General features: G+C 67.4%; 18 protein-coding genes and 1 tRNA gene. 7 read left to right on the top strand and 12 right to left on the bottom strand.

Features of this window, described 5'->3' with window-relative positions; all coding sequences use genetic code 11:
• Positions 1-2: 2 nt before the first annotated feature.
• Entirely contained in the window at positions 3-1,298 is a 1,296-nt protein-coding gene (locus AC1Q6E_RS08635) for a heme biosynthesis protein HemY (RefSeq protein WP_152795910.1), read from the top strand.
• 70 nt (positions 1,299-1,368) lie between these two features.
• Complete coding sequence (gene ppa, locus AC1Q6E_RS08630; protein ID WP_152795908.1) at positions 1,369-1,905, top strand: inorganic diphosphatase; 537 nt, start codon at positions 1,369-1,371, stop codon at positions 1,903-1,905.
• A gap of 74 nt (positions 1,906-1,979) precedes the next feature.
• Here ppa and AC1Q6E_RS08625 read toward each other — a convergent pair whose 3' ends face one another.
• The 10 genes from AC1Q6E_RS08625 to metC form a co-directional block, all read right to left on the bottom strand.
• Positions 1,980-3,380, bottom strand: a complete 1,401-nt coding sequence (locus tag AC1Q6E_RS08625; protein WP_492572565.1) for an ATP-binding protein — start codon at positions 3,378-3,380, stop codon at positions 1,980-1,982.
• On the bottom strand, positions 3,356-4,021 hold the full coding sequence (locus tag AC1Q6E_RS08620) for a response regulator (RefSeq protein WP_492572636.1): 666 nt from the start codon (positions 4,019-4,021) through the stop codon (positions 3,356-3,358). The genes AC1Q6E_RS08625 and AC1Q6E_RS08620 overlap by 25 nt, the downstream gene beginning before the upstream one ends.
• 85 nt (positions 4,022-4,106) lie before the next feature.
• Positions 4,107-4,865, bottom strand: coding sequence for a COG4705 family protein (locus AC1Q6E_RS08615; RefSeq protein ID WP_296557691.1), 759 nt, complete (start codon positions 4,863-4,865; stop codon positions 4,107-4,109).
• Positions 4,866-5,073: 208 nt separating this feature from the next.
• Positions 5,074-5,271: a hypothetical protein gene (locus AC1Q6E_RS08610; protein ID WP_152795902.1), complete on the bottom strand. Its 198-nt coding sequence runs from the start codon at positions 5,269-5,271 to the stop codon at positions 5,074-5,076.
• Positions 5,272-5,409: 138 nt separating this feature from the next.
• Positions 5,410-7,218: a sensor histidine kinase gene (locus AC1Q6E_RS08605; protein WP_296557694.1), complete on the bottom strand. Its 1,809-nt coding sequence runs from the start codon at positions 7,216-7,218 to the stop codon at positions 5,410-5,412.
• 264 nt (positions 7,219-7,482) lie between these two features.
• Positions 7,483-8,742 (bottom strand): D-amino acid dehydrogenase, encoded by a 1,260-nt coding sequence (locus tag AC1Q6E_RS08600; protein WP_152795898.1) that lies wholly within the window; start codon positions 8,740-8,742, stop codon positions 7,483-7,485.
• A gap of 12 nt (positions 8,743-8,754) precedes the next feature.
• Positions 8,755-9,750: a Bug family tripartite tricarboxylate transporter substrate binding protein gene (locus AC1Q6E_RS08595; RefSeq protein ID WP_152795896.1), complete on the bottom strand. Its 996-nt coding sequence runs from the start codon at positions 9,748-9,750 to the stop codon at positions 8,755-8,757.
• A 195-nt stretch (positions 9,751-9,945) separates the two neighbouring features.
• On the bottom strand, positions 9,946-10,725 hold the full coding sequence (locus tag AC1Q6E_RS08590) for an SDR family oxidoreductase (RefSeq protein ID WP_492572564.1): 780 nt from the start codon (positions 10,723-10,725) through the stop codon (positions 9,946-9,948).
• Positions 10,726-10,741: 16 nt separating this feature from the next.
• On the bottom strand, positions 10,742-11,677 hold the full coding sequence (locus AC1Q6E_RS08585; RefSeq protein WP_152795892.1) for a 4-hydroxy-tetrahydrodipicolinate synthase family protein: 936 nt from the start codon (positions 11,675-11,677) through the stop codon (positions 10,742-10,744).
• 121 nt (positions 11,678-11,798) lie between these two features.
• Positions 11,799-12,998: a cystathionine beta-lyase gene (metC, locus tag AC1Q6E_RS08580; RefSeq protein ID WP_152795891.1), complete on the bottom strand. Its 1,200-nt coding sequence runs from the start codon at positions 12,996-12,998 to the stop codon at positions 11,799-11,801.
• A gap of 182 nt (positions 12,999-13,180) precedes the next feature.
• On the opposite strand from metC, the gene AC1Q6E_RS08575 reads away from it, so the two are divergent.
• Positions 13,181-13,639, top strand: coding sequence for an Lrp/AsnC family transcriptional regulator (locus AC1Q6E_RS08575; protein ID WP_087781515.1), 459 nt, complete (start codon positions 13,181-13,183; stop codon positions 13,637-13,639).
• A 16-nt stretch (positions 13,640-13,655) separates the two neighbouring features.
• The gene (locus AC1Q6E_RS08570; protein WP_492572563.1) at positions 13,656-15,968 is read left to right on the top strand and encodes a molybdopterin guanine dinucleotide-containing S/N-oxide reductase; all 2,313 of its coding nucleotides are present in this window, start codon (positions 13,656-13,658) and stop codon (positions 15,966-15,968) included.
• Here AC1Q6E_RS08570 and AC1Q6E_RS08565 read toward each other — a convergent pair.
• Positions 15,949-17,367, bottom strand: coding sequence for an amino acid permease (locus tag AC1Q6E_RS08565; RefSeq protein WP_152795887.1), 1,419 nt, complete (start codon positions 17,365-17,367; stop codon positions 15,949-15,951). The genes AC1Q6E_RS08570 and AC1Q6E_RS08565 overlap by 20 nt on opposite strands.
• 129 nt (positions 17,368-17,496) lie before the next feature.
• Between AC1Q6E_RS08565 and AC1Q6E_RS08560 the strand changes: the two genes are divergently transcribed.
• A tRNA-Arg gene (locus AC1Q6E_RS08560) sits at positions 17,497-17,571 on the top strand.
• A 25-nt stretch (positions 17,572-17,596) separates the two neighbouring features.
• On the opposite strand, the gene AC1Q6E_RS08555 is transcribed toward AC1Q6E_RS08560, so the two are convergent.
• A complete protein-coding gene (locus AC1Q6E_RS08555; RefSeq protein ID WP_492572562.1) occupies positions 17,597-18,550 on the bottom strand; it encodes a LysR family transcriptional regulator in 954 nt (317 codons plus the stop codon).
• A 99-nt stretch (positions 18,551-18,649) separates the two neighbouring features.
• Between AC1Q6E_RS08555 and AC1Q6E_RS08550 the strand changes: the two genes are divergently transcribed.
• Both AC1Q6E_RS08550 and AC1Q6E_RS08545 read left to right on the top strand, forming a co-directional pair.
• Entirely contained in the window at positions 18,650-19,735 is a 1,086-nt protein-coding gene (locus AC1Q6E_RS08550) for an Ldh family oxidoreductase (RefSeq protein ID WP_296557707.1), read from the top strand.
• Positions 19,736-19,786: 51 nt separating this feature from the next.
• On the top strand, positions 19,787-20,761 hold the full coding sequence (locus AC1Q6E_RS08545; RefSeq protein ID WP_492572561.1) for a Bug family tripartite tricarboxylate transporter substrate binding protein: 975 nt from the start codon (positions 19,787-19,789) through the stop codon (positions 20,759-20,761).
• Positions 20,762-20,777: the final 16 nt, after the last annotated feature.

Here is a 20,777-nt window from a genome sequence, read left to right as displayed (position 1 = left end):
GCATGCGCACCTGGTTCTGGACCTTGTTGCTGCTGGTGGCCGCCGTCGGGCTGGCCGTCGGGCTGCGTTATCACGCCGGCAATGTCGCGCTGCTGCTGCCGCCCTACCGGGTCGAGCTGTCCGCCAGCCTGGCCGCGCTGATCCTGCTCGCGTTGTTCGCGGTGCTGTACGCCGCGCTGCGCGCCATTTCGTGGACCCTGGAGCTGCCGGTGCGGGTGCGCCGCTGGCGCGCGCGCCGGGCGCTGGCGCAGCAGCAGGAACTGCTCGAGCGCGGCTGGATCAACCTGCTGGAAGGCCGCTACGCCAAGGCCGAAGCCGACATGAGCAATGTTGCCGGGCAGACCGACGTGCCGTCGCGCCGAGTCCTGGCCAACCTGTCGGCCGCCCGGGCGGCGCACGCGATGCAGGAGTTCGCCCGCCGCGATCTGCTGCTCGCGCAGGCCCGCGAAGCGGCCGAGGCGGATGCCGGGCTCAAGCCCGCCGTCGTCCTGGTCGAGGCCGACATGCTGCTCGACCAGCAGCGGCCCGAGGAAGCGCTGGCGCTGCTGTCGCAGTTGCACGAGGGCGGCCCCAAGCACATGCATTCGCTGCGGCTGACCCTGCGCGCCCACCGTGACCTGGGGCATTGGGCCGAGGTCCTGAAGCTGGCGCGCACGCTGTCCAAGCGCAATGCCCTGCATCCGGCCGCCGCCACGCGCATGATCGCCGCCGCCGCGGCCGAACTGCTGCGGTCGGCCAGCGATGCCGCCACGCGGCGCGTCATCTGGAAGGACCTGAAGGACGACGAACGCGTCCTGCCCGAAGTGGCCCGGGCCGGCGCGGAGGTGTTCGAGGCCGATGGCGACGAGGTGCGCACCCGCCGCATCCTCGAAGCCGCGCTCGACGCCCAGCTCAGCGCGGTCCTGTTGCAGGCCTATGCCCGCTGCAGCGCCGAACAGATATCTCCGCGGCTGGAGAAAGCCGAAAGCTGGCTGCGCCAGCACCCCAACGATCCCGACCTGCTGCAGGCGCTGGGCACGCTGTGCCTGTGCGGACGCCTGTGGGGGCCGGCGCAACGCTATCTCGAACGCAGCCTGAGCGAGCGCGACGACCCGCGTACGCACGCGTTGCTGGCCAGCCTGTACGATCGCACCGACCGCGCCGTCGATGCCGTGCGGCACTGGCGTCTCGCCACCGAAGGCGTCATCGGCCTGCCGGTGCTCAAGGCGGACGAGGGGGTGCTGTTCGGCCCCGCCGCCGCGCGTCCCCAGTTCGAGAGCGAAGAGGACGTAGCGCCCGATCGCGCGGCCGGCCTCTAGCGGCGGTTTTTTTCGATGTCGTGCCGGCCCCGGGCCGGTCCACCTGTTTTTTTCAACTTTCCAGGCAGTTATGAATCTCGATCGAGTCGGTCCCGGCAAAAAGGCGCCGGAAGAATTCAACGTCATCATTGAGATCCCGATGAACGCGGATCCGATCAAGTACGAAGTCGACAAGGAAACTGGAGCCTTGTTCGTCGATCGCTTCATGATGACCGCCATGCACTACCCGTGCAACTACGGCTACGTGCCGCAGACCCTGTCCGACGACGGCGACCCCGTCGACGTGCTGGTCATCACGCCCCATCCGGTCACCGTCGGCGCCGTGGTTCGCTGCCGCCCCATCGGCATCCTGAACATGGACGACGAAGCGGGTGGCGACGCCAAGCTGCTGGCCGTGCCCGTGGACAAGGTCCTGCCCATCTACCGCCACTGGCAGAAGCCGGAAGACCTGCAGCCCGAATACCTGCTGCGCATCCAGCATTTCTTCGAGCACTACAAGGACCTGGAGAAGGGCAAGTGGGTCAAGATCAAGGGCTGGGACGGCCCGGACGCCGCCCGCCAGGAGATCGTTGGCAGCATCGAGCGCTACCAGCAGGCAGGCAAGTAAGTCGACGGTCGTACCGTTGTGCGAAGACCTCCCGCCAGGGAGGTCTTTTCATTTCAGGCCGGCGGTATTTCCGTTCATCGAGGTCGAGTTGCGTCGGTGGGGCCGGTATCGATCCGGCCAGCCGCTTCCATGGGGATGAGCACCGTGACGCTCAGGCCGGTCTGCGTTGCCTGGTCGGAAAAGTCGAGGCGGATCTCGGCGCCTGTGCGGTCGGCAATTGTCTTGACGATCGAAAGCCCCAGGCCCGAACCCATCTGTCCGCTGCCCGGCGTGCGGTAGAACGCGTCGAAAACCCGTTCGCGCTCGGCCGCCGGAATGCCCGGACCGGTGTCCCGGACGCACAGCACGGCATGGTTTGGCGCCACCCCGACGGAGAGGTCGACCCGTCCGCCCTCCGGCGTGTAGCGAATGGCGTTGTCGACCAGATTCCGGGTCAAGGCGATCATGTCCACCTCGCGTACCCAAACCCGCGCATCCTGGTTTCCCTCGACCCCGATGTCGATGCGCCTGGCCTCGGCCAGCGGCATGAGGTCCTCCAGCACCCGGCGGTAGATGCCTTGGACGGACACCGGCGAGGTCGGCGGATCCGGCGCCGACTGGGCCTTGGCCAGGGCCAGCAATTGATCCAGCAGGCCGCGGCCGCGCTCGATGCCCTGGCGCAGCAGCATCAGCCGTTCACGGGCCTGGCTCGACATTTCCGCCTCTGCCAGCCGTTCCGCTTGCAGCGACAGCGCCGTCAGCGGCGAGCGCAACTCGTGGGCGGCGTCCGCCACGAAACGGCGCTGCGACGCCATGGACTGCCCCACGCGGGCCAGCAGGCGATTGATCGCTATGGTAAAAGGCCGCACCTCGATGGGAAGGTGGCGGTCTTGGACCGGGTGCAGCGCCTGCTCGGCGCGCTGATCGATTTCCTTGGAAAGCGCCGCAATGGGCCGGAACATGCCGCGCACCAGATTGGCGACGATCAGCAGCAGCACCGGCACCAGGAGCAGGAAAGGCAGGACGGTGCGCAGCGCCCCATCTCGGGCGATTTCATTGCGGAAGTCGGATTCCTGGGCCACGGCGATCCGTTCGCCGGCGGCCGTCGTCCTGACCAGGACGCGGAACGCTTCTCCGCCGACTTCCAGGGTGTGCAGGCCGTCGACCAGCGTTGCCGGGAGCGCGAGCGTTCCTCCCGCCTCTTTGCCTGGGAGAGCCGGGCCGCCGTCCCCGAGGCGCTGGACGATCACGCGCGACGCGTCGTCGCCGCCCTCGGGTCCGGCCGCGTTGGCGGGCGCGGCGGGGGGCAGGCGCTGCCGATCCATGAGTTGCGCGACCTGGCGCAAGACATCGTCCTGGAGTTCGTGGGCTTCATCGAAGGCCGAAAGGAACGAGAAGATGCCGGCCGCTGCCGCGACCACGAGGATGGCCAGCGACAGGGTGAAGGACAGCTTGAGCTGCACCGATTCGTTCAGGCGTTTTTGGAGACCATCCATCCCACCCCCCTGACGTTCTTGATCGTCTCGCTGCCCAGCTTGCGCCGAAGTGCGTGAATCAGATATTCGACGGCATTGCTTTCCACCTCTTCGCCCCAGCCGTAGATGCGATCCTCCAGCTCGCCGCGCGAGAGAATGGCTCCCGGCCGAACCAGCAGGGCTTGCAGCAGCGAGAACTCCCGGTGGGACAGTAGAACCGGGGCACCGTCCTTGACGCGGGCTTCTTTCGTGGCGGGGTCGAGCGATATCACGCCGTTGCCCAGAACGGGCGCGGCGCTTCCGCCCTTGCGCCGTAGCACGGCGCGCATCCGGGCCAGCAGCTCGGCCATCTCGAACGGCTTGGGGACGTAGTCGTCGGCCCCGCCGTCCAGGCCGCGCAGACGGTCATCCAGGCCATCGCGGGCCGTGATGATGAGCAGGGGGACAGGATTGTCCCGGGCGCGGAGGCTGCCCAGCACTTCGAGCCCGTCCTTGCCGGGCAAGCCCAGGTCGAGCAGCACCAGGTCATAGTGCTGGCCCGCCAGCGTCGCCAGGGCGGTTGCGCCATCCCGCACCCAGTCGGCGGCATAGGACGCATCCTTCAAGGCGCCCTGGATCGCTTCACCGATCATGGCGTCGTCTTCGACCAGCAGCACCCGCATGTTCTCTCCTGTCGTGGTGTCCCATTCGCCATGCATGCATGGCTGCTGTCAGGATCGTATTGAAAACGGGACATGACGGCACTATTCAATGCGCCGTCCGGGCCGCCCGCTGCCTGAGCAGCAGAATAGCGGTCAGCATGAAGGCCAGCAGCGCGGCAGAGGCCCAGTAGCGGCTCAAGGCCAATCCTCCCGCGCTCAGCGGCTTGTCCAGGAAGTCACCGACCACGGCGCCCAGCGGACGGGTCAGGATGAACGCCGCCCAGAACAGCAGCGTGCGCGATACACGAGTCCAGCGATAGGCTGCCAGAATCAGGGCGAGCCATCCCACGAACACGATGGCCGCGCCGGTGTAGCCCAGGCCGGCCGTGTCGGCCGTCCAATCGCCCAGCGCCGTCCCCAAGGTCTGGGAGAACATGATCGTCATCCAGTAGAAGGCTTCCGCCTTGGGCGTGCTGACGGTGCTTACCGATACCGAACCCAGGGTGCGATGCCAGGCGAGGAGCGTGCCGAGCAGCATGGCCAGCAGCAGGCACGAGCCGCCAGCGTAGCCGATGCCCAGCGAGCGGTCCGCGAAATCGGCCAGCGTCGTGCCGACCGTGGTGGTGGCAATGATGGTGGTCCAATACAGGAAAGGGTGGAATCCCTTGGCCTTGATCTGCGCGATCACGGCCGCCAGGAAGATCGCCGCGAAAATGCCGGTGCCGATCAGATAGCCCAGGTTCATGGACATCGAGACGGCATCCCCGCCGGTTTCGCCGAGCGTGGTGGCGGCGATCTTGATGAGCCAGAACCCGAGCGTGACTTCGGGAACCTTGGCCAGCGCGTGGTCAGTGGATGTTTTCATGAGGAACCTCGCAGCCTGGACCCCGCCTTGGCGGGGGTCGGAGGCTGGCAACGGATTGGCCCTGGCCGCAGGCAAGGTGGAACGGCCTGCGGGCAGTCTGCCGGGGCTGGCTTAGCCGGGCCATAGGTTCACTCACGGACCGATCCGCGCGGGATCAAGCGGCCGGCAATCCGGCGAGGGGCCGGCCGACGCCGCCTGGCGGCCTGTCCTAGCCGTGCTTCTGCTCAGCCAGGCAATGCGGGCAGTAGCGGGAATGCGGCTTCAGGTAGCGGTCGCAGTCCAGGCACAGCGATCCTCCTCGCAACTCGATCTCCCGCAGGCGCCGCCGCTTGCGCCAGGACGATCGGAACTTGAGCAGGCCCAGCAGGAAAGCGACCGCGAGCGAGCTATAGGCGAGGGTGGTCATGAAGCCTCGAAAACGAGGAATAGGGACCGTTTATTCTAGGTTTTTCCTGTTTCATCTTGTAATTATTTCCGAAATGTAATGTGCTGTGGCGCTTTACATACGGATACAGGAAGGCGGGCGCCGCAGTCGCGGCCGGTGTTACCGGGGATGCGGCTCGTGGGGCAGGGTGAAGCGCAAGGTGGCGCCCTTGCCGGGTTCGCCGTGGGCGACGATGCGCCCGCCATGGCGCTCGATGATGCGGCGGCAATGCGCAAGCCCCACGCCGGTGCCGTCGAAATCCCGGTTGGAATGCAGCCGGCTGAACATGCCGAAGAGCTTGGCCGACTGCCGCATGTCGAAGCCGGCGCCGTTGTCGCGAACGTTGATGGCGATCGTCTGTTCGTATTCGTCGGCCCAGATCTCGATCAGCGCGTTGGGCGTGTAGCGGGTGAACTTGACCGCGTTGTCCAGCAGGTTGACCATGACCAGCCGGATCAGGTGGGGATCGGCGAAGACGCGTGGCAGCTTGTCGATGCGCCAGGAAACCGACCGGTCGCCGACGTTGGCGGCCAGTTCCGACTGGATCTCCTGCACCATGGTGCCGAGCGGCCAGAGTGAAGGCACGATGCCGGCGCGCCCCAGCCGCGAGAGTTCCAGCAGGGCGTCGATGGTGCGGTTCATGCGCTCCGCGGTGGTCAGGAGCGCCGACAGCATGGGCTTGATGTCGCTGCCGGGCTGCTCGCTCTTGCGCAGCATGATGTCGGCGGCAGACATGATCTGGCGGGCCGGCGCGCGCAGGTCGTGGCTGACCGAGCTGGTGAAGGCTTCCAGCTCGGCCGTGCGCTCGGCCACGCGCAGCTCCAGGGTTTCGTTCAGTTGCCGGATCTTGTCCTCGGCCAGCCGGTGTTCCGTGACGTCGACGCAGAACAACTCCACCCGCTGCCTGCCGTCGCGCGTGACGCTGATCGCGGCAAGCTCGACGTCGCGTTTCTGGCCGTCCAGCGCCACCAGCCGGTAAGGCCTGAATTCGGCGAAGCCGGGGGCCTGGGCGAGTTCCTCGATGCGGCGGCGGACCTTCTCGCGGTCCTTGTCGACGATGAAGTCCGAGAACGGCCGTCCGATGGCGCGGCCAGGCCAGTCCGCCGACAGCATGAGCAGCGCCGCGGGATTGGCATAGATCAGCAGGCCGTCGACCTGGCTCAGGATACCGATGGGCGCGTGCTCGATGACGGCCTTGTACATGGATTCGCGCTCGATCAGGCCGTGCTTGGCGCGCACCGCGTCGGTCACGTCGACCAGCATCATCAGCGTGGCCGGGGCGCCCGCGGCCGTGTCGGCGTGCGGCGACAGGAAGACGTCGAACTCGCGCTTGACGTTGTCGGGCGTGGTGAAGGGCAGGCGGAAGCTCACGGCCTTGCCTTGCGCGGCCTGTTCGAGATGGGGGGCGTACAGCGAGGCCGCGCGGCGCGGCCAGAGTTCCTGGGTGGTGCGTCCCAGCGCGATGGCGGCGGACTTGTCGATCAGCGCCAGGTAGGGGGCGTTGGCGTAGGTCAGCGCCCCGTCGGCGCCGGCGATCGCCATGGCGTGGGGCAGCAGGTCCAGCAGCGGCTCCATGCGCGCGGCGGTCGAGCCCGCCGCGGGCCGGTCGAGCGTGTCTCGCGCCGCCGGTCGCCGGGCCGCCGCCTGGGACGCCGACAGGCAGAGATGGACGACGGCCACGGACAGCAGCGTGGTCACGGCGAACAGCGGCGCAACGGGGACGTCGGGCACGCGCCAGATCAGCGGCAGGGGGCCGATCACCCAGGTCCAGAAGTCCAGCAGCGAGGTAAAGACCACGGATACCATCGAGAGCAGCGTCGATTCGCGCAGGGGCAGCACGATGACGCCGGCGACCAGCGCGGAGATCAGGGGCAGCGCGATGGGCCATTGCAGGCCGCCGGTGACCGCGCAGGCCAGCAGGCCGAGCACGGAGCATCCGTAAATCAGGCCGCGTCCACGGACGGGGGGACGGACTTGGGCGGAGGCAACGGCATCGCCTGCCAGGACGCTTGCTCGGTCAGCTGGCATGGGAGCTTGGTATCAATTGAAATAATGGGTTACGTGTGGCAGCCGCGCCGGATTGTACCGGCTTCCCTCCGGGCTGGGAATCGTCGCGTTCGTCGAAAGGCAGGTCCGTGCCCGGACCAGGTGCCGTCCGGGGGCAGGACGGCCTTTGGCAAAAAGGAGCAGGCCCTAGGCCTGGAAGCGTTCCGCCGTCAGTCCGTCCAGGTCGATGGCGGGCTGCCGGCCGGCAACGATGTCGGCGACGATGCGGGAGGTGCCGCAGGATTGCGTCCATCCGTTCGAGCCGTGGCCGCTGTTCAGGAACAGGTTGTTCCAGCGCGTGCGGCCCAGGATGGGCGGGCCGTCCGGCGTCATGGGCCGCAGGCCGGCCCAGAATTCCACCTGGTCCCAGTCCAGTCCCCGCGGGAACAATTCGCCCACGACGTCGACCAGCAGTTTCTTGCGCGCCGGGTTCAAGCCCAGTCCGTAGCCGGTCAGCTCGGCCATGCCGGCGGCGCGTATGCGGTCGCCCAGGCGCGAGATCATGATCTTGTTGTGCTCGTCCATGACCGCCATGCGCGGGACCGCGTCGGGGTCGGACACGGGCACGGTGATGGAATAGCCCTTCAGGGGGTAGACCGGCAGGTTCAGGCCCAGCGGCCGCACCAGGAAGGGCGCGTGGCTGCCCAGCGCGACGACGTAGGCATCGGCGCGCAGCGGGCCTTGCGACGTGCGGACCGCGCCGATGGCATCGCCCTCTCGCTCCAGCGCGTCGATGCGCACGCCATAGCGGAAATCGACGCCGCGCTGCTGCAGGAACGCGGCCAGGCCCTGCGAGAATTTGTAGCTGTCGCCCGAGGCGTCGGCGGGCATGTGCAGGGCGCCCGCCACCGTGGCGCGGCTGTGCGCCATGGCTGGTTCCAGCGCGCTGATGTCGGCGGCGTCCAGGATGCGCCAGGGTACGCCGTACTCTTCCAGGGCCTTGGCCGACAGCCGGCCCAGGTCGAGTTCGGCGGGCGTGCGGAAAATCTGCAGCGTGCCGCCTTCATGAAAGTCGAACGACGGCAGCTCCTCGCTGCCGGCGATCTCGCGCAGGCACTGCAGGCTGTAGTGCGCCACGCGCTGCATGCGCAGCTTGTTGATGCGGAAACGCTCGGCATTGCAGTTGCGCATCCATTGCAGCACCCAGGCCACCTTGCGGGGCTCGGGCAGCGGCGAGAACCGGATGGGGGAATCGCGCTGGACCGACAGCTTCAGCACCTTGGCGATCATGCCCGGCGCGGCCCAGGGGCCGGCGAAGCTGGGACATAATCCGCCCGCGTTGCCGTAGCTGGTTTCCCGGCCGGGGCCGGGCTGGCGCTCGACCACGGTGACTTCGTGACCGTCCTTCCACAGGTAGTAGGCGGTCGCGACGCCGACCACGCCGGCGCCCAGCACGAGTACTTTCATGAACCTTGCCGCTTATTCGACCGTGATCTTGGCCGCGTCGATGATCTTCTGGTAGCGCGCCATTTCCGAGTCGATGTACTTGGCGAAGTCGGCCGAGTTCTTGTAGGCCGATTCGAAACCCAGGGACGCCAGGCGCTCCTTCATCTCGGTCGATGCCATGATCTTGGCCGTGGCGGCGTCCAGCTTCTTCAGGATGGGGGCCGGCACCTTGGCGGGCGCCCACAGGCCGTACCACGAGTAGAACTCGAAGTCCTTGAAGCCGGATTCGCGCATGGTGGGCACGTCGGGCAGCAGCGGGCTGCGTTCGCGGCCGGTCACGGCCAGGGCGCGCAGCTTGCCGGACTTCACGTGCGGCAGCGAGGACAGCATCGGATCCATCATGGCGGACACCTGGCCGCCCACGAGATCCTGGAGCGCCGGCGCGGCGCCCTTGTACAGCACGATGGGGATGTCGCCGGTCAGGTGGGCTTCATGCAGGAACTGCGCCGCGCCCAGGTGGCCGGCCGAGCCGAAGCCGCTGGTCACGAAGGTGTACTTGGTGGGGTTGGCCTTCAGGACGGAGACGAATTCCTGGACGCTGTGGGCGGGGACCGTGGGATGGACGCTGAAGATCAGCGCGCCCTGGGCCAGCATGCTGACGGGGGCGAAGTCCTTGACCGCGTCGAACTTGATGTTCTTCTTGTACAGCAGGGGATTGATGGCGTGGATGGAGGCGTTGAAGTACAGCGTGTAGCCGTCCGGCTCGGCGCGCGCGACGTAGGCGGCGCCGATCATGCCCGACGCGCCGGCGCGGTTCTCGACCACGATGGATTGCTTGAGTTCGTCCTTGAGCTTTTCGGCGAACAGGCGGGCCGTGTTGTCGACCGCGCCGCCAGGCGCGTGCGGGACGACGATGGTGATCGGGCGGGCCGGATAGTCGCCCTGCGCGAAGGCGGGGCTGGTCAGGGCGGCAGCGCTGGCGGCGGCCAGGGCGGTATTCAGGAAAGTGCGGCGGGTCGTGCGTTTCATGATTTCCCCATATTCGAAAAACAGAATTGTCTCCGTTTTCTATATATTTTGCGGTTATTAGAAAATGCTCCGGTTTCCCCTGTCGGGGTGGGCCGGAGCCCGCGCATCCTGGGCCATCCCGCGGGCGGGACGGCACGGACGCCTTGTTGTTCTCCTGTTTTCCTTCTTATTCCCGGATCGACGCCCAGGTGCCCGTCAGAACGTGCCCGGGTAGCCGCCGCCGTCTATCAGCAGGCTCTGGCCCGTGATGTAGCCCGTGTGCGCCGAGCACACGAAGGCGCACAGCGCGCCCAGTTCCTCGGCGCGCCCATAGCGGCCGGCGGGGTTGTTGCTGCCGCGTTCCGCCCAGAGCTGGTCGAAGGTCTTGCCGGTATCCTCCAGCATGCCCTCGATGTGGCGGCGCTGGGCGTCGGTGGCGAACACGCCCGGCAGCAGGTTGTTGATCGTGACGTTGTGGCGCACCGTCTGGCGGGACAATCCCGCCACGAAGCCCACGAGACCCGAGCGCGCGCCGTTGGACAGGCCCAGTTCGATCTGCGGCGTCTTCACGCTGCGCGACACGATGTTGACGATGCGGCCGAATTTGCGTTCGACCATGCCGTCGACCGTGCGGCGGATCATTTCGATCGGCCCCAGCATCATCGAGTCCAGCGCCTGGTGCCAGTCGTCCAGCGTCCATTTGCGGAAGTCGCCAGGCTCGGGACCGTCGGCATTGTTGACCAGGATGTCGGGGGCGGGACAGGCGGTCAGCGCCGCGTCGCGTCCCGCTTCGGTCGTGATGTTGGAGACCACGTAGCGTACCGGCGTGCCGGTCTGCGCCGTGATCTCCGCCGCCGCTTTTTCCAGCGTGGCCTGGGTGCGCGCCGCGATGGTCACGAGCACGCCTTCCTGCGACAGCTGGAGCGCGCAGGCGCGCCCCATGCCGCGGCTGCCGCCGAATACCAGTGCGCTTTTGCCTTGGATGCCGAGGTCCATGAGTCGCGTCCGTCCGTCAGGCCGACTTCAGCTCGGGCGAGCTCCAGCCGTATTTCTTGTCCAGCTCGAGCTCGCGCACCACGCGCAGGCCCTTCTGCAGGGCCTCGGGAGCCAGGCCCTTGAGCGGCTTGCGCAGATCGCCGGCGGGCAGGCCGACGGCCTTCATCAGCGACTTGATCGCCACCGGGTTGATGGCCGAGTACGAGAAGTGCAGCATGGGCAGCATGTGCAGGTACATGTCGCGGAAGCTTTCGGACACGTCGGGCGTCTTCCAGGGCTTGGAGATCGTGGCGATCTCGGCCGGGGCGATGTTGCCGGTCATGTTGGCGGTGCCGTGGCCGCCCAGGCTCATGGTCGGAACGACCAGGCCCAGGTTGGGCGAGTCGCAGCACATCACGGCCACGTCGGGGCGGGCGCGCAGCACTTGCGCGACCTGGCCCACGCGGGTGGTCGATTCCTTGTGCACGACGTAGTTGGGGTGCTTGAAGATGCGCAGCAGGTTGTCCCAGTGCAGGTCGGTCTTCACGCGCGGCGGGTTGTTGTAGATGCCCAGCGGCAGGTCGGTGGCGTCGGCCACTTCCAGGAAGTAGTCCTCGATGTCGGACTCGGAGCCGCAGATGTAGGCCGGCGCGGCCAGGATGGCGCCGTCGGCGCCGTTGGCGCGGGCAAAGCGCAGGTAATCGATGGTGGTGGCGGTGTTGTTGCCGGTGCAGCCGTAGAAGAACTTCATCTTGCCGTTCTTCATCTTGGCCGTCTCGGCGATGATCTGCTGGCGCTCTTGCTGCGACAGCATCGAGACCTCGCCCGTCGAGCCCATCATGAGCACGGCGGAGGTGCCGTTGTCCTCATGGAACTTGAGCAGGGTGCGGAAGCCTTCGAAATCGACGCTGCCGTCTTGATTGAAAGGGGTGATCAGGGCAACGAACGACCCTTCGATTTTCATCTTAGCCATGACGATTCCACCAATTGGATAACTGTTACATGATACCTTGCGGAGGTCTTCCGCTTTTCCCCTGTGGGCGCCGCGGATCCGGCTTTGCCGGTCCGCCAGCGCCGCCCCCTGGGGGGTGCGCCTAAGCGCGTAGGGGGGTGCACACCTCAACCTCCGCCAGCGCGGCGAAGCCGCCTTCCAGGTCGGCGATCAGGTCGGCCGGGTCCTCCAGGCCGACGTGCAGCCGCAGCGCCTGGCCGGTGTAGGGCCATTTGGCGGTGACACGGTCGCCCGACGGGTTGAAGGGGATGACCAGGCTTTCGTAGCCGCCCCACGATACGCCGATGCCGAACAGCTGCAAGCTGTCGATGAAGGCTTCCACCGCGGCCGGCGAGGCGGGCTTGAGCACTACCGCGAACAGTCCGGCGGCGCCCAGGAAGTCGCGTTTCCACAGCGCGTGGCCGGGATGGCTGGGCAACGCGGGGTGCAGCACCTTTTCCACCTCGGGCCGGGTTTCCAGCCACGAGGCCACCTCGATGCCCGACTTCCAGTGCTGCTGCAGGCGCACGTTCATGGTGCGCAGGCCGCGCAAGGCGAGATAGACGTCGTCGGGGCCGGCGGTTTGGCCCAGGTCCTGGGTGGTGCGCTTGATCAGCGGCCAGGTTTCCTCGGTGCAGGTGACGATGCCCAGCATGGCGTCGGAATGGCCGACGATGTACTTGGTCGCGGCCTGGATGGAGACATCCACGCCATGCTCGAAGGGCTTGAAGAACAGCGGCGTGCCCCAGGTGTTGTCCATGACCACCCTGGCGCCGTGGCGATGGGCCACGGCCGCGATGGCGGGGATATCCTGCATGTCGAAGGTCTCGGACCCGGGAGATTCGACGTAGACCACGCGGGTGTTGGGCCGCATGCTGGACTCGATGCCGCCGCCCGAGGTCGGGTCGTAGATGGTGACTTCCACGCCGAAGCGGCCCAGCACGCGGGTCAGGAAGGTGCGGGTGGGAGAATAGGCGCTGTCGGTCAGCAGCACGTGGTCGCCGGCGGCCAGCAGCGCGGTCAGCGCGGTGGCGCAGGCGGCCAGCCCCGACGGGAACACCTGCGAGCGGTAGCCGCCTTCCAGTTCGGCGATGGCTTCTTCCAGCGCATGATGGGTGGGCGTGCCGAAGCGGCCATAGGTGGTGGCGCCTGGCTCGTCGGCGGCGCGCCGCTTCTTCTTTTCTTCCCATTCGGCCATCGACCCGTGAAGAATGGTCGACCCGCGGAAGATCGGGGTGTTCACGAGTCCGGCGAAACGCTCGGGGTGCCTGCCGGCGGTAACCAGCCTGGTCTTCTCTTTCATTGCTGCGGTTGTCCTCGAATACACAGACGGCGCCGGGGCGCCGGATCCCATCCGCGATACGGTCGGGCATGGAGAAAGTGTAGGCGGGAAGGGGATTAAATTTTTTTCCTTCTTGACACCGATTTGTCAAAAAATGGGAAAATTATTTATCCTATAGTCTCTAGAATGGTGATTGATTCCCCATGGATAAAAAAGACAGCAATATTCTTTCTATCCTCCAGGAAGACGCCACGCTGTCGGTCAACGAGATCGCCGAGCGGGTCAGCCTGTCTCCCACCGCGTGCTGGAAACGCATCCAGCGCCTGACGCAGGAAGGCGTGATCCGCAAGCAGGTATGCCTGCTCGACAACCGCAAGCTGGGCGTGGGAGTGACCGTGTTCGTGGCCGTCAAGACCAACCACCACGACCTGCAATGGCTGCAGAAATTCGCCGCCGGGGTGCGCGACATGCCCGAGGTGGTCGAGTTCTACCGGATGAGCGGCGAGATCGACTACCTGCTCAAGGTCGTGGTGCCGGACATCCAGGGCTTCGACATGGTGTACAAGAAACTCATACAGGTCGTGGAACTCTTCGACGTCAGTTCGAGTTTCGCGATGGAAGAACTGAAATACACGACGGCGCTGCCGTTGGATTACGCCTGACCCCGCCGAGACCGCCATGGCCGCAGACATCAAACGCTTTCCGTCCCTCTCCCACTGGGGCGCCTTCACCGCGGTCGTCGCCGACGGCCGCCTGCAGGCCTGCGAGCCGTTCGCGCTCGACCAGGCCCCGTCGCCCATCCTCCAGTCCATGCCCGGCATGGTCCATTCCCCCCTGCGCATCGCCCGCCCCGCCGTGCGCGAAGGCTGGCTGCGCGACCGCGAGCGGGCCGATCGCGGCGCGCGCGGCAGCGACCGGTTCGTGGAAGTGGAATGGGACGTGGCCTTGAAACTCGTGGCCGACGAACTGGCGCGGGTGCGGACCACCCATGGCGACACCTCGATCTTCGGCGGGTCCTACGGCTGGTCTTCGGCCGGCCGCCTGCATCATGCGCGCACGCAGACGCACCGCTTCCTGAACGCGGGGGGCGGCTGCGTCAACCAGGCCGGCAACTATAGCTGGGGCGCCGCGCAATTCCTGTTGCCGCACGTCATCGGCACCTATTCGCCGGTCACCGGGCGCGTGACCGACTGGAACAGTGTCGCCGCGCACACCCGGCTGTTCGTGGCCTTCGGCGGGATACCGCTGCGCAATACGCAGATCACCTCGGGCGGCGCCGGCGAGCACTCCGCGCCGCGCTGGCTGGCGCGCGCGCGGGAAGCGGGCGTGGAATTCGTGGTGGTCAGCCCCACTCGCGCCGATGTGCCGGAGGGCATCGAGGCGCGTTGGATCCCCATCCGGCCCAATACGGACGCTGCCCTGATGCTGGGGATGATCCACACGCTGCTGACCGAAGACCTGCACGCCGCCGATTTCACGCGGACACATTGCGCCGGCTTTGACCGTTTCGCCGACTACGTCCTGGGCAAGTCCGACGGCCAGCCCAAGAGCCCCGAATGGGCGCAGGCCTTGTGCGGCGTGCCGGCGGCCGACATACGCGGCCTGGCGCGGCGCGCCGCCGGCACGCGCACCATGCTGACCTGCACCTGGTCGCTGCAGCGCGCGCATCGCGGCGAGCAACCCTATTGGGCCTCGATCGCGCTGGCTTCGGCGCTGGGCCAGATCGGCCTGCCCGGCGGCGGCTTCGCGTTCGGCCATGGCTCCATGAATGGCGTCGGCAACCCGCGGCCGGCCGCCGCCTCGCCCGAGATGTCCTCGGGCGCGAATCCCACCGGGCGCTCGATTCCCGTGGCGCGCATCGCCGACATGCTGCTGCGGCCGGGCCAGCCCTTCGAGTTCAACGGCCGCACCGACGTCTATCCCGACATCCAGATGATCTACTGGGCGGGCGGCAATCCTTTCCATCACCACCAGGACCTGAACCGCCTGGTGCGTGCCTGGAGCAAGCCCCAGACCATCGTCGTGCACGACAGCTGGTGGACGCCCACGGCGCGCCGCGCCGACATCGTGCTGCCCGCCACCACCACCCTCGAACGCAACGATATCGGCGGTTCGTCGCGCGACCGTTTCGTGCTGGCCATGCACCAGGCGCTGGTGCCCCACGCGCAAAGCCGCAACGACTTCGACATCTACCGCGAACTGGCGGCCATGGGCGGCTACGAGGCGGCCTTCACCGGCGGCCGCGACGAGTTCCAGTGGATACGGCACATCTACGACGGCATGGCCGCGGGATGGCGCGAAGCGGGTTTCGATGCGCCGGCCTTCGAGGACTTCTGGCGCGCGGGCCACCTGGAGTTGCCTGAACCGGCGCGCGAATTCGTGCTGTTCGAGGACTTCCGCCGCGATCCGGCGGCCCATCCGCTCAAGACCCCGTCGGGCCGGATAGAGATTTATTCCGAGCGCATCGCCGGCTTCGGCTACGACGACTGCCCGCCCCATCCGGCCTGGGTACCGCCGGCTGAATGGCTGGGCGCGGACCTGGCCGCGCGTTTCCCGCTGCACCTGGTCACCTCGCAGCCGGGCGACAAGCTGCATTCGCAACTGGACGCCGGCGTCGTGTCCGCCGCGAACAAGCTGCACGGACGCGAACGCGTGCGGATGGCGCCGGAGGACGCGGCGGCGCGCGGAATCCAGGACGGCGACCTCGTCAGGGTTTTCAACGATCGCGGCGCCTGCATCGCGGCGGCGCTGGTGCTGGACGGCGTGATGCCCGGCGTGGCGATCATGTCCACCGGCGCGTGGTTCGACCCCCTGGACGCGGCGCTGGAGCGCCATGGCAATCCCAATGTGCTGACGCTGGACGCGGGCACCTCGCGCCTGGCGCAGGCGCCCAGCGCGCTGTCGGCGCTGGTGGACATCCGCAAGTGGGAAGGCGAGGCGCCGGCGGTGGAGGCCTTCGAGGTGCCGGAGATCAGCGTCCGGGCGGCGTGACCGGTTCGGCGCTTCCCAGCACGGCCTTGCGGCGCGAGTACAGGAAATACACCGCGAGGCCCGCCAGCACCCATACGCAGAAGGCCAGCCAGGTGACGTGGTCCAGGTGGGCGATCAGGAACACGCAGCATGCGACGGCCGCGAGCGGGACATAGGGGACGCCGGGGCAGCGGAAGCCGCGCTGCAGGTCGGGATGGGTCTTGCGCAGCACGATGACGGCCAGCGAGATCAGCGCGAAAGCGGTCAGCGTGCCGATGTTGATGAGCTCGGCCAGCACGGCCAGGGGGACGAGCCCGGCGATCAGCGCGAATAGGAGCCCGACGGACCACGTCAGCGCGAAGGGCGTCGCGTAGCGTGGGTGCAGGCTGGCCAGCCGCCTGGGCAGCAGGCCGTCGCGGGCCATGGCGTAGAGGATGCGCGTCAGGCCGTAGCCCATGACCAGGATGACCGTCGTCATGCCCAGTATCGCGCCCAGGTCCACCACGCCGGCCAGGCCGAGCTGCCCGGTGCGCTGCAGGGCCAGCGATACCGGGTGGTCGGTGTTCTCGGCGAAGTCCCGGTAGGGCACGATGCCGGTCATGACCAGCGTCACGAGCACGTACAGCACGGTGCAGATCAGGAGCGAGCCCAGGATGCCGAGCGGCAGCGAACGCTGCGGATCCCTGACCTCCTCGGCCGACGACGCGACCGCGTCGAAGCCGATGAACGCGTAGAACATCAGGGCCGCGCCGGCGTAGACGCCGCTCATGCCGTAGGGCATGAAGGGGGTCCAGTTCTCGGTCCGCACGTGGGTGGCGCCGGCGGCGATGAACAGCACCACCACCAGGATCTTGATCGCCACCATCGTGTTGTTCACGCGCTTGGACTGGCGGATGCCCAGCGAGAGCAGGGCGGTGATGGCGGCCAGGACCAGGAAGGCGGGCAGGTTGAACAGCGAGGCGCTGCCGGCCACCGCGCCAGGCGCCGCGCGCAGCGCCTCGGGCAGGTGCAGGCCGAAGCCGGCGACCAGCGATTGCAGGTAGCCGGACCAGCCCGCCGCGACGGCCGAGGCGGCCAGGCCGAACTCCAGGATCAGGATCCAGCCGATCAGCCAGGCCGGCAGCTCGCCCAGCGTGGCATAGACATAGGTGTAGACGGAACCCGATACCGGCAGTGAGGACGAGAACTCGGCGTAGGACAGGGCCGAGAAGAAGCAGGCGATGGCCGCCAGCACGAAGGACAGGGACAGGGCGGGACCGGCGATCAGGCTGCCGGTGCCGGTAAGAATGAAGATACCCGAACCGACGACCGCGCCCACGCCCAGCATGACGAGATCGAAGGTGGAGAGGCTTTTGCGCAGGCCGGCGGTCTGGCGCTGCGCCAGCATGCTGTCTATGCTTTTGACGCGGAACAGGTCCATGGTCGCCTTTCGCTGGAGGTGGTGTTGGCGCGTTCCCGCCCGGTCCATTGCCCGCATTCTCACATAGGTGGGATTGCCGAGGCGATTCTTGTCCCGGGGGCCTTTCTGCTGGTACAGTAGCGGGCTTGCGTCCCTGTAGTTCAATGGATAGAACAGGTTCCTCCTAAGAATCAGATCCAGGTTCGATTCCTGGTGGGGACGCCATCCTCCGCTTCCCTCCTTCCCCCGGTCACCCCCCGATTCGCATGGAATCCTGCCTTTCAGCGGATGCCGCGCCCAGGTTCGATATGCCGAAGACATTGGCGCGATCGAGCCGGGCGAATTCGGCGTGGAGCAGTTCCTGCACCGCATCGTAGGCGGCCGGGCTGTCCCGCTCGATGCGGCGGGCCAGCACCAGCATGCGGTTCAACTGCACGCCCGTGATTTCCGAGCCGGTCACCCGGCCAGCGGCGACCAGATCCTTGAAGACCGAGATCGGCATGATGGTGGCCCATCGGCCGCGGCACACCAGTTCCCGGATGGCATCCACCGAGTCGATCTCGGCCTCGAGCGTCAGGTCCATGCCCAGGGGCATCAACTGCCTGTCCACGATGTCGCGATGCAGGGAGGTCATCAAGAGCGGTATGCGATGCAACTGCGTGGCGGGGATGACCGGGCCCAGGCCCAGCGCGACGTTGGCGATCAGCGCGAAGGGTTCGCCCAGCAGCGGTTGCAGGGCCAGCGAGCCGCCCGGGGCGGGGTTGGTGACCACGGCCAGGTCCACCATTCCGCGCTCCACCCATTCCAGCAGGGACGGGGTGAAGGCTTCGCGCACCTTGATATGGATGCCGTCCAGGCCGCGCCGCGATTGCTCGAACAGGCCGGGCACCAGGACCGCGGCCAGGGTGGGCGAGATGCCGATGGTGACGGTGGTCGCGGCGCTGGCCGGGCGCTGCGTCATCTGGCGGCGTAGCCGGGCCGCCTCGGCCAGCATGCGCTGGGCGGACTCGTACAGCGTCAGCCCGGCGGCCGTCAGCCGCACGCCGCGGGCGCCCCGTATCAGCAAGGGCTGGCCCATGTCCCGTTCCAGTTCCCGGAGCTGGCGGCTGAGCGCGGGCTGGGCGATGGATATCGCTGCGGCCGCGGCGCTCAGGCTGCCGGCATCGACGATGGCGACGAAGTACCGCAACGTGCGCAGATTCATGGCAAACCCGAAGAAACCATATCAAGATGATATGGCCTGGAGCGAATTCTGTATTGGATTTCCCGCATGCCGCTCTCTAGCATTGGCCGGTAATGGGCAATGGCATCGACGGATATGGGTGAAGATAGCAATTCGATATCGGTTTCACAGGAACAACTGGAGCGGTTCATCGCGTCCGCGCTGCGGCGGGCGGGTCTGCCCGAGGGCGACGCATCGGCGGTGGCGGGGTTGATGGCGCAGGCCGATCTGCAAGGGTCGGACGGCCACGGCGTTATCCGCCTGCCCCAGTACATACGGCGGATCCGGGCGGGCGGCATCAATGTCCGGCCCGACATCCGGGTGGTGGCCGACATGCCGGCCATGGCCATCGTGGACGGCGACAACGGCATGGGGCACCTGGTGGTCTCGCGCGCGACCGAGATCGCCATCGGCAAGGCCCGGACCCAGGGAGTCGCGTGGGTCGGCACGCGGCGCAGCAACCATGCCGGCCCGGCATCGCTGTACTCGGCCATGCCGTTGCGGCACGAGATGATCGGCATCTACTTCGCCGTGGGCAACGCCAATCATCTGCCGCCCTGGGGCGGCACCGAGATGCTGTTGTCGACCAATCCCATTTCCGCCAGCGTACCGGCGGGCGAGGAACCCGCCGTGGTCCTGGACATGGCGACCACGGTCGCCGCCTACGGCAAGGTCAAGGCCAAGGCCAAGCGCGGCGAGATGATGCCCGAAGGCTGGATGATCGACCGCGAGGGCAAGCCGCTGCTCGACCCCACGCGTTCGGACGACGGTTTCCTGATGCCCATCGGCGGCCACAAGGGCTATGGCCTGGCCCTGATCGTGGGCCTGCTGGCCGGCACCTTGAACGGCGCCGCGATGGGGCGCGAGGTCGTCGATTTCAACAAAGACCATGTGACGGCCACCAATACCGGACAGGCCATCCTGGTCCTGAACCTGGCCGCGTTCGGGCCGGTCCAGGCGTTCAAGGGGGCGGTCGACCGGCTGGTGGAGGACCTGCGCGGCAGTGCCCGCATGCCCGGCACCGATCGGATCTGGATGCCCGGCGAACAAAGCCATGCGCGCCGCCGCCGCTACCGGGAAACGGGCATCCCCGTGTCCCGTGGCGTGGCGGCCGAGCTGGACCAGCTTGCCAGGGAACTGGAGATACCGCCCCTGGCAGCCTGCTGATCGACCATTCGTTCCCAGACATCATCCGCATAGACGGGGGAGGAGACAGACATGAAGTCCATCATCGCAAGCGTGGGCATGGCGTTGCTGGCCTGCGCGGGCAGCGTGCCCGCGCAGGCGGCCGATACCTATCCCGCCAGGCCCGTCCGCATGGTGATCCCGCTGGCCGCGGGCTCCGCGGTGGACAAGGCGGTCCGGATCGTGGTCCAGAAGATGTCCGAGGACCTGGGCCAGCCCTTCGTGGTCGAGAACATTCCCGGCTCGTCGGGGCTGATCGGCGCGGACAAGGTGGCCAAGGCCGCGCCGGACGGCTACACGCTGGGGGGCTTCAACGACAGCATCCTCACCATGATTCCGCACATCTATCCCAACATGCCGTGGCATCCCCTGAAGGATTTCGATCCGGTCTCGCTGGTGGCGACGGTCGAATGGGGGCTGGTGGCGCCGGCGGACTCTCCCTACAAGACGGCGGCCGATTTCATCGCCGATGCGCGCGCGAATCCCGGCCGCATCAACTACAGCTCGGGCGGCAACGGCAGCCCGCAGCACATCGCGATGGCGCTGTTCGCCAAGAAGGCCGGCCTGGACATCGTGCACGTGCCCTACAAGGGCGCCACGCCCGGCGCCGTCGCGGTGGCGGGCAAGGAAGTGCAGGCGGGTTTCCAGGGGCTGGGAACGGTGGCCGGGCTGATCCAGGGCGGGAAGGTGAAGCTGCTCGCGGTCTCCACGAAGGAGCCGCTGGCGCAGTTCCCCGGGGTGCCGACGGTGGACACGTCCGGCCTGCCGGGATTCTTCTTCGATTCGTGGGCCACGATCGTCGCGCCGCACGGCACGCCCCGGCCCATCGTCGACCGCCTGCACCAGAGCGTGGTGAAGGCGCTGGCCGCGGCCGACGTCAAGGCGCAACTGGCGCCGCTGGGCATGACGCTGCGCGGTATCGGTCCCGACGAGTTCGGGGCGGCCACGCGCGGCAACTTCGACCTGTACCGGCAACTGATACACGATGGCAACATCCAGTCCAACTGAGGCCGAGGAACCCACG

It is taken from the genome of Pigmentiphaga sp. MLSB6-MA01 (assembly GCF_058793475.1).
Note: the sequence above shows the minus strand (reverse complement) of the source record. Positions and strands in the feature narration are given on the sequence as shown.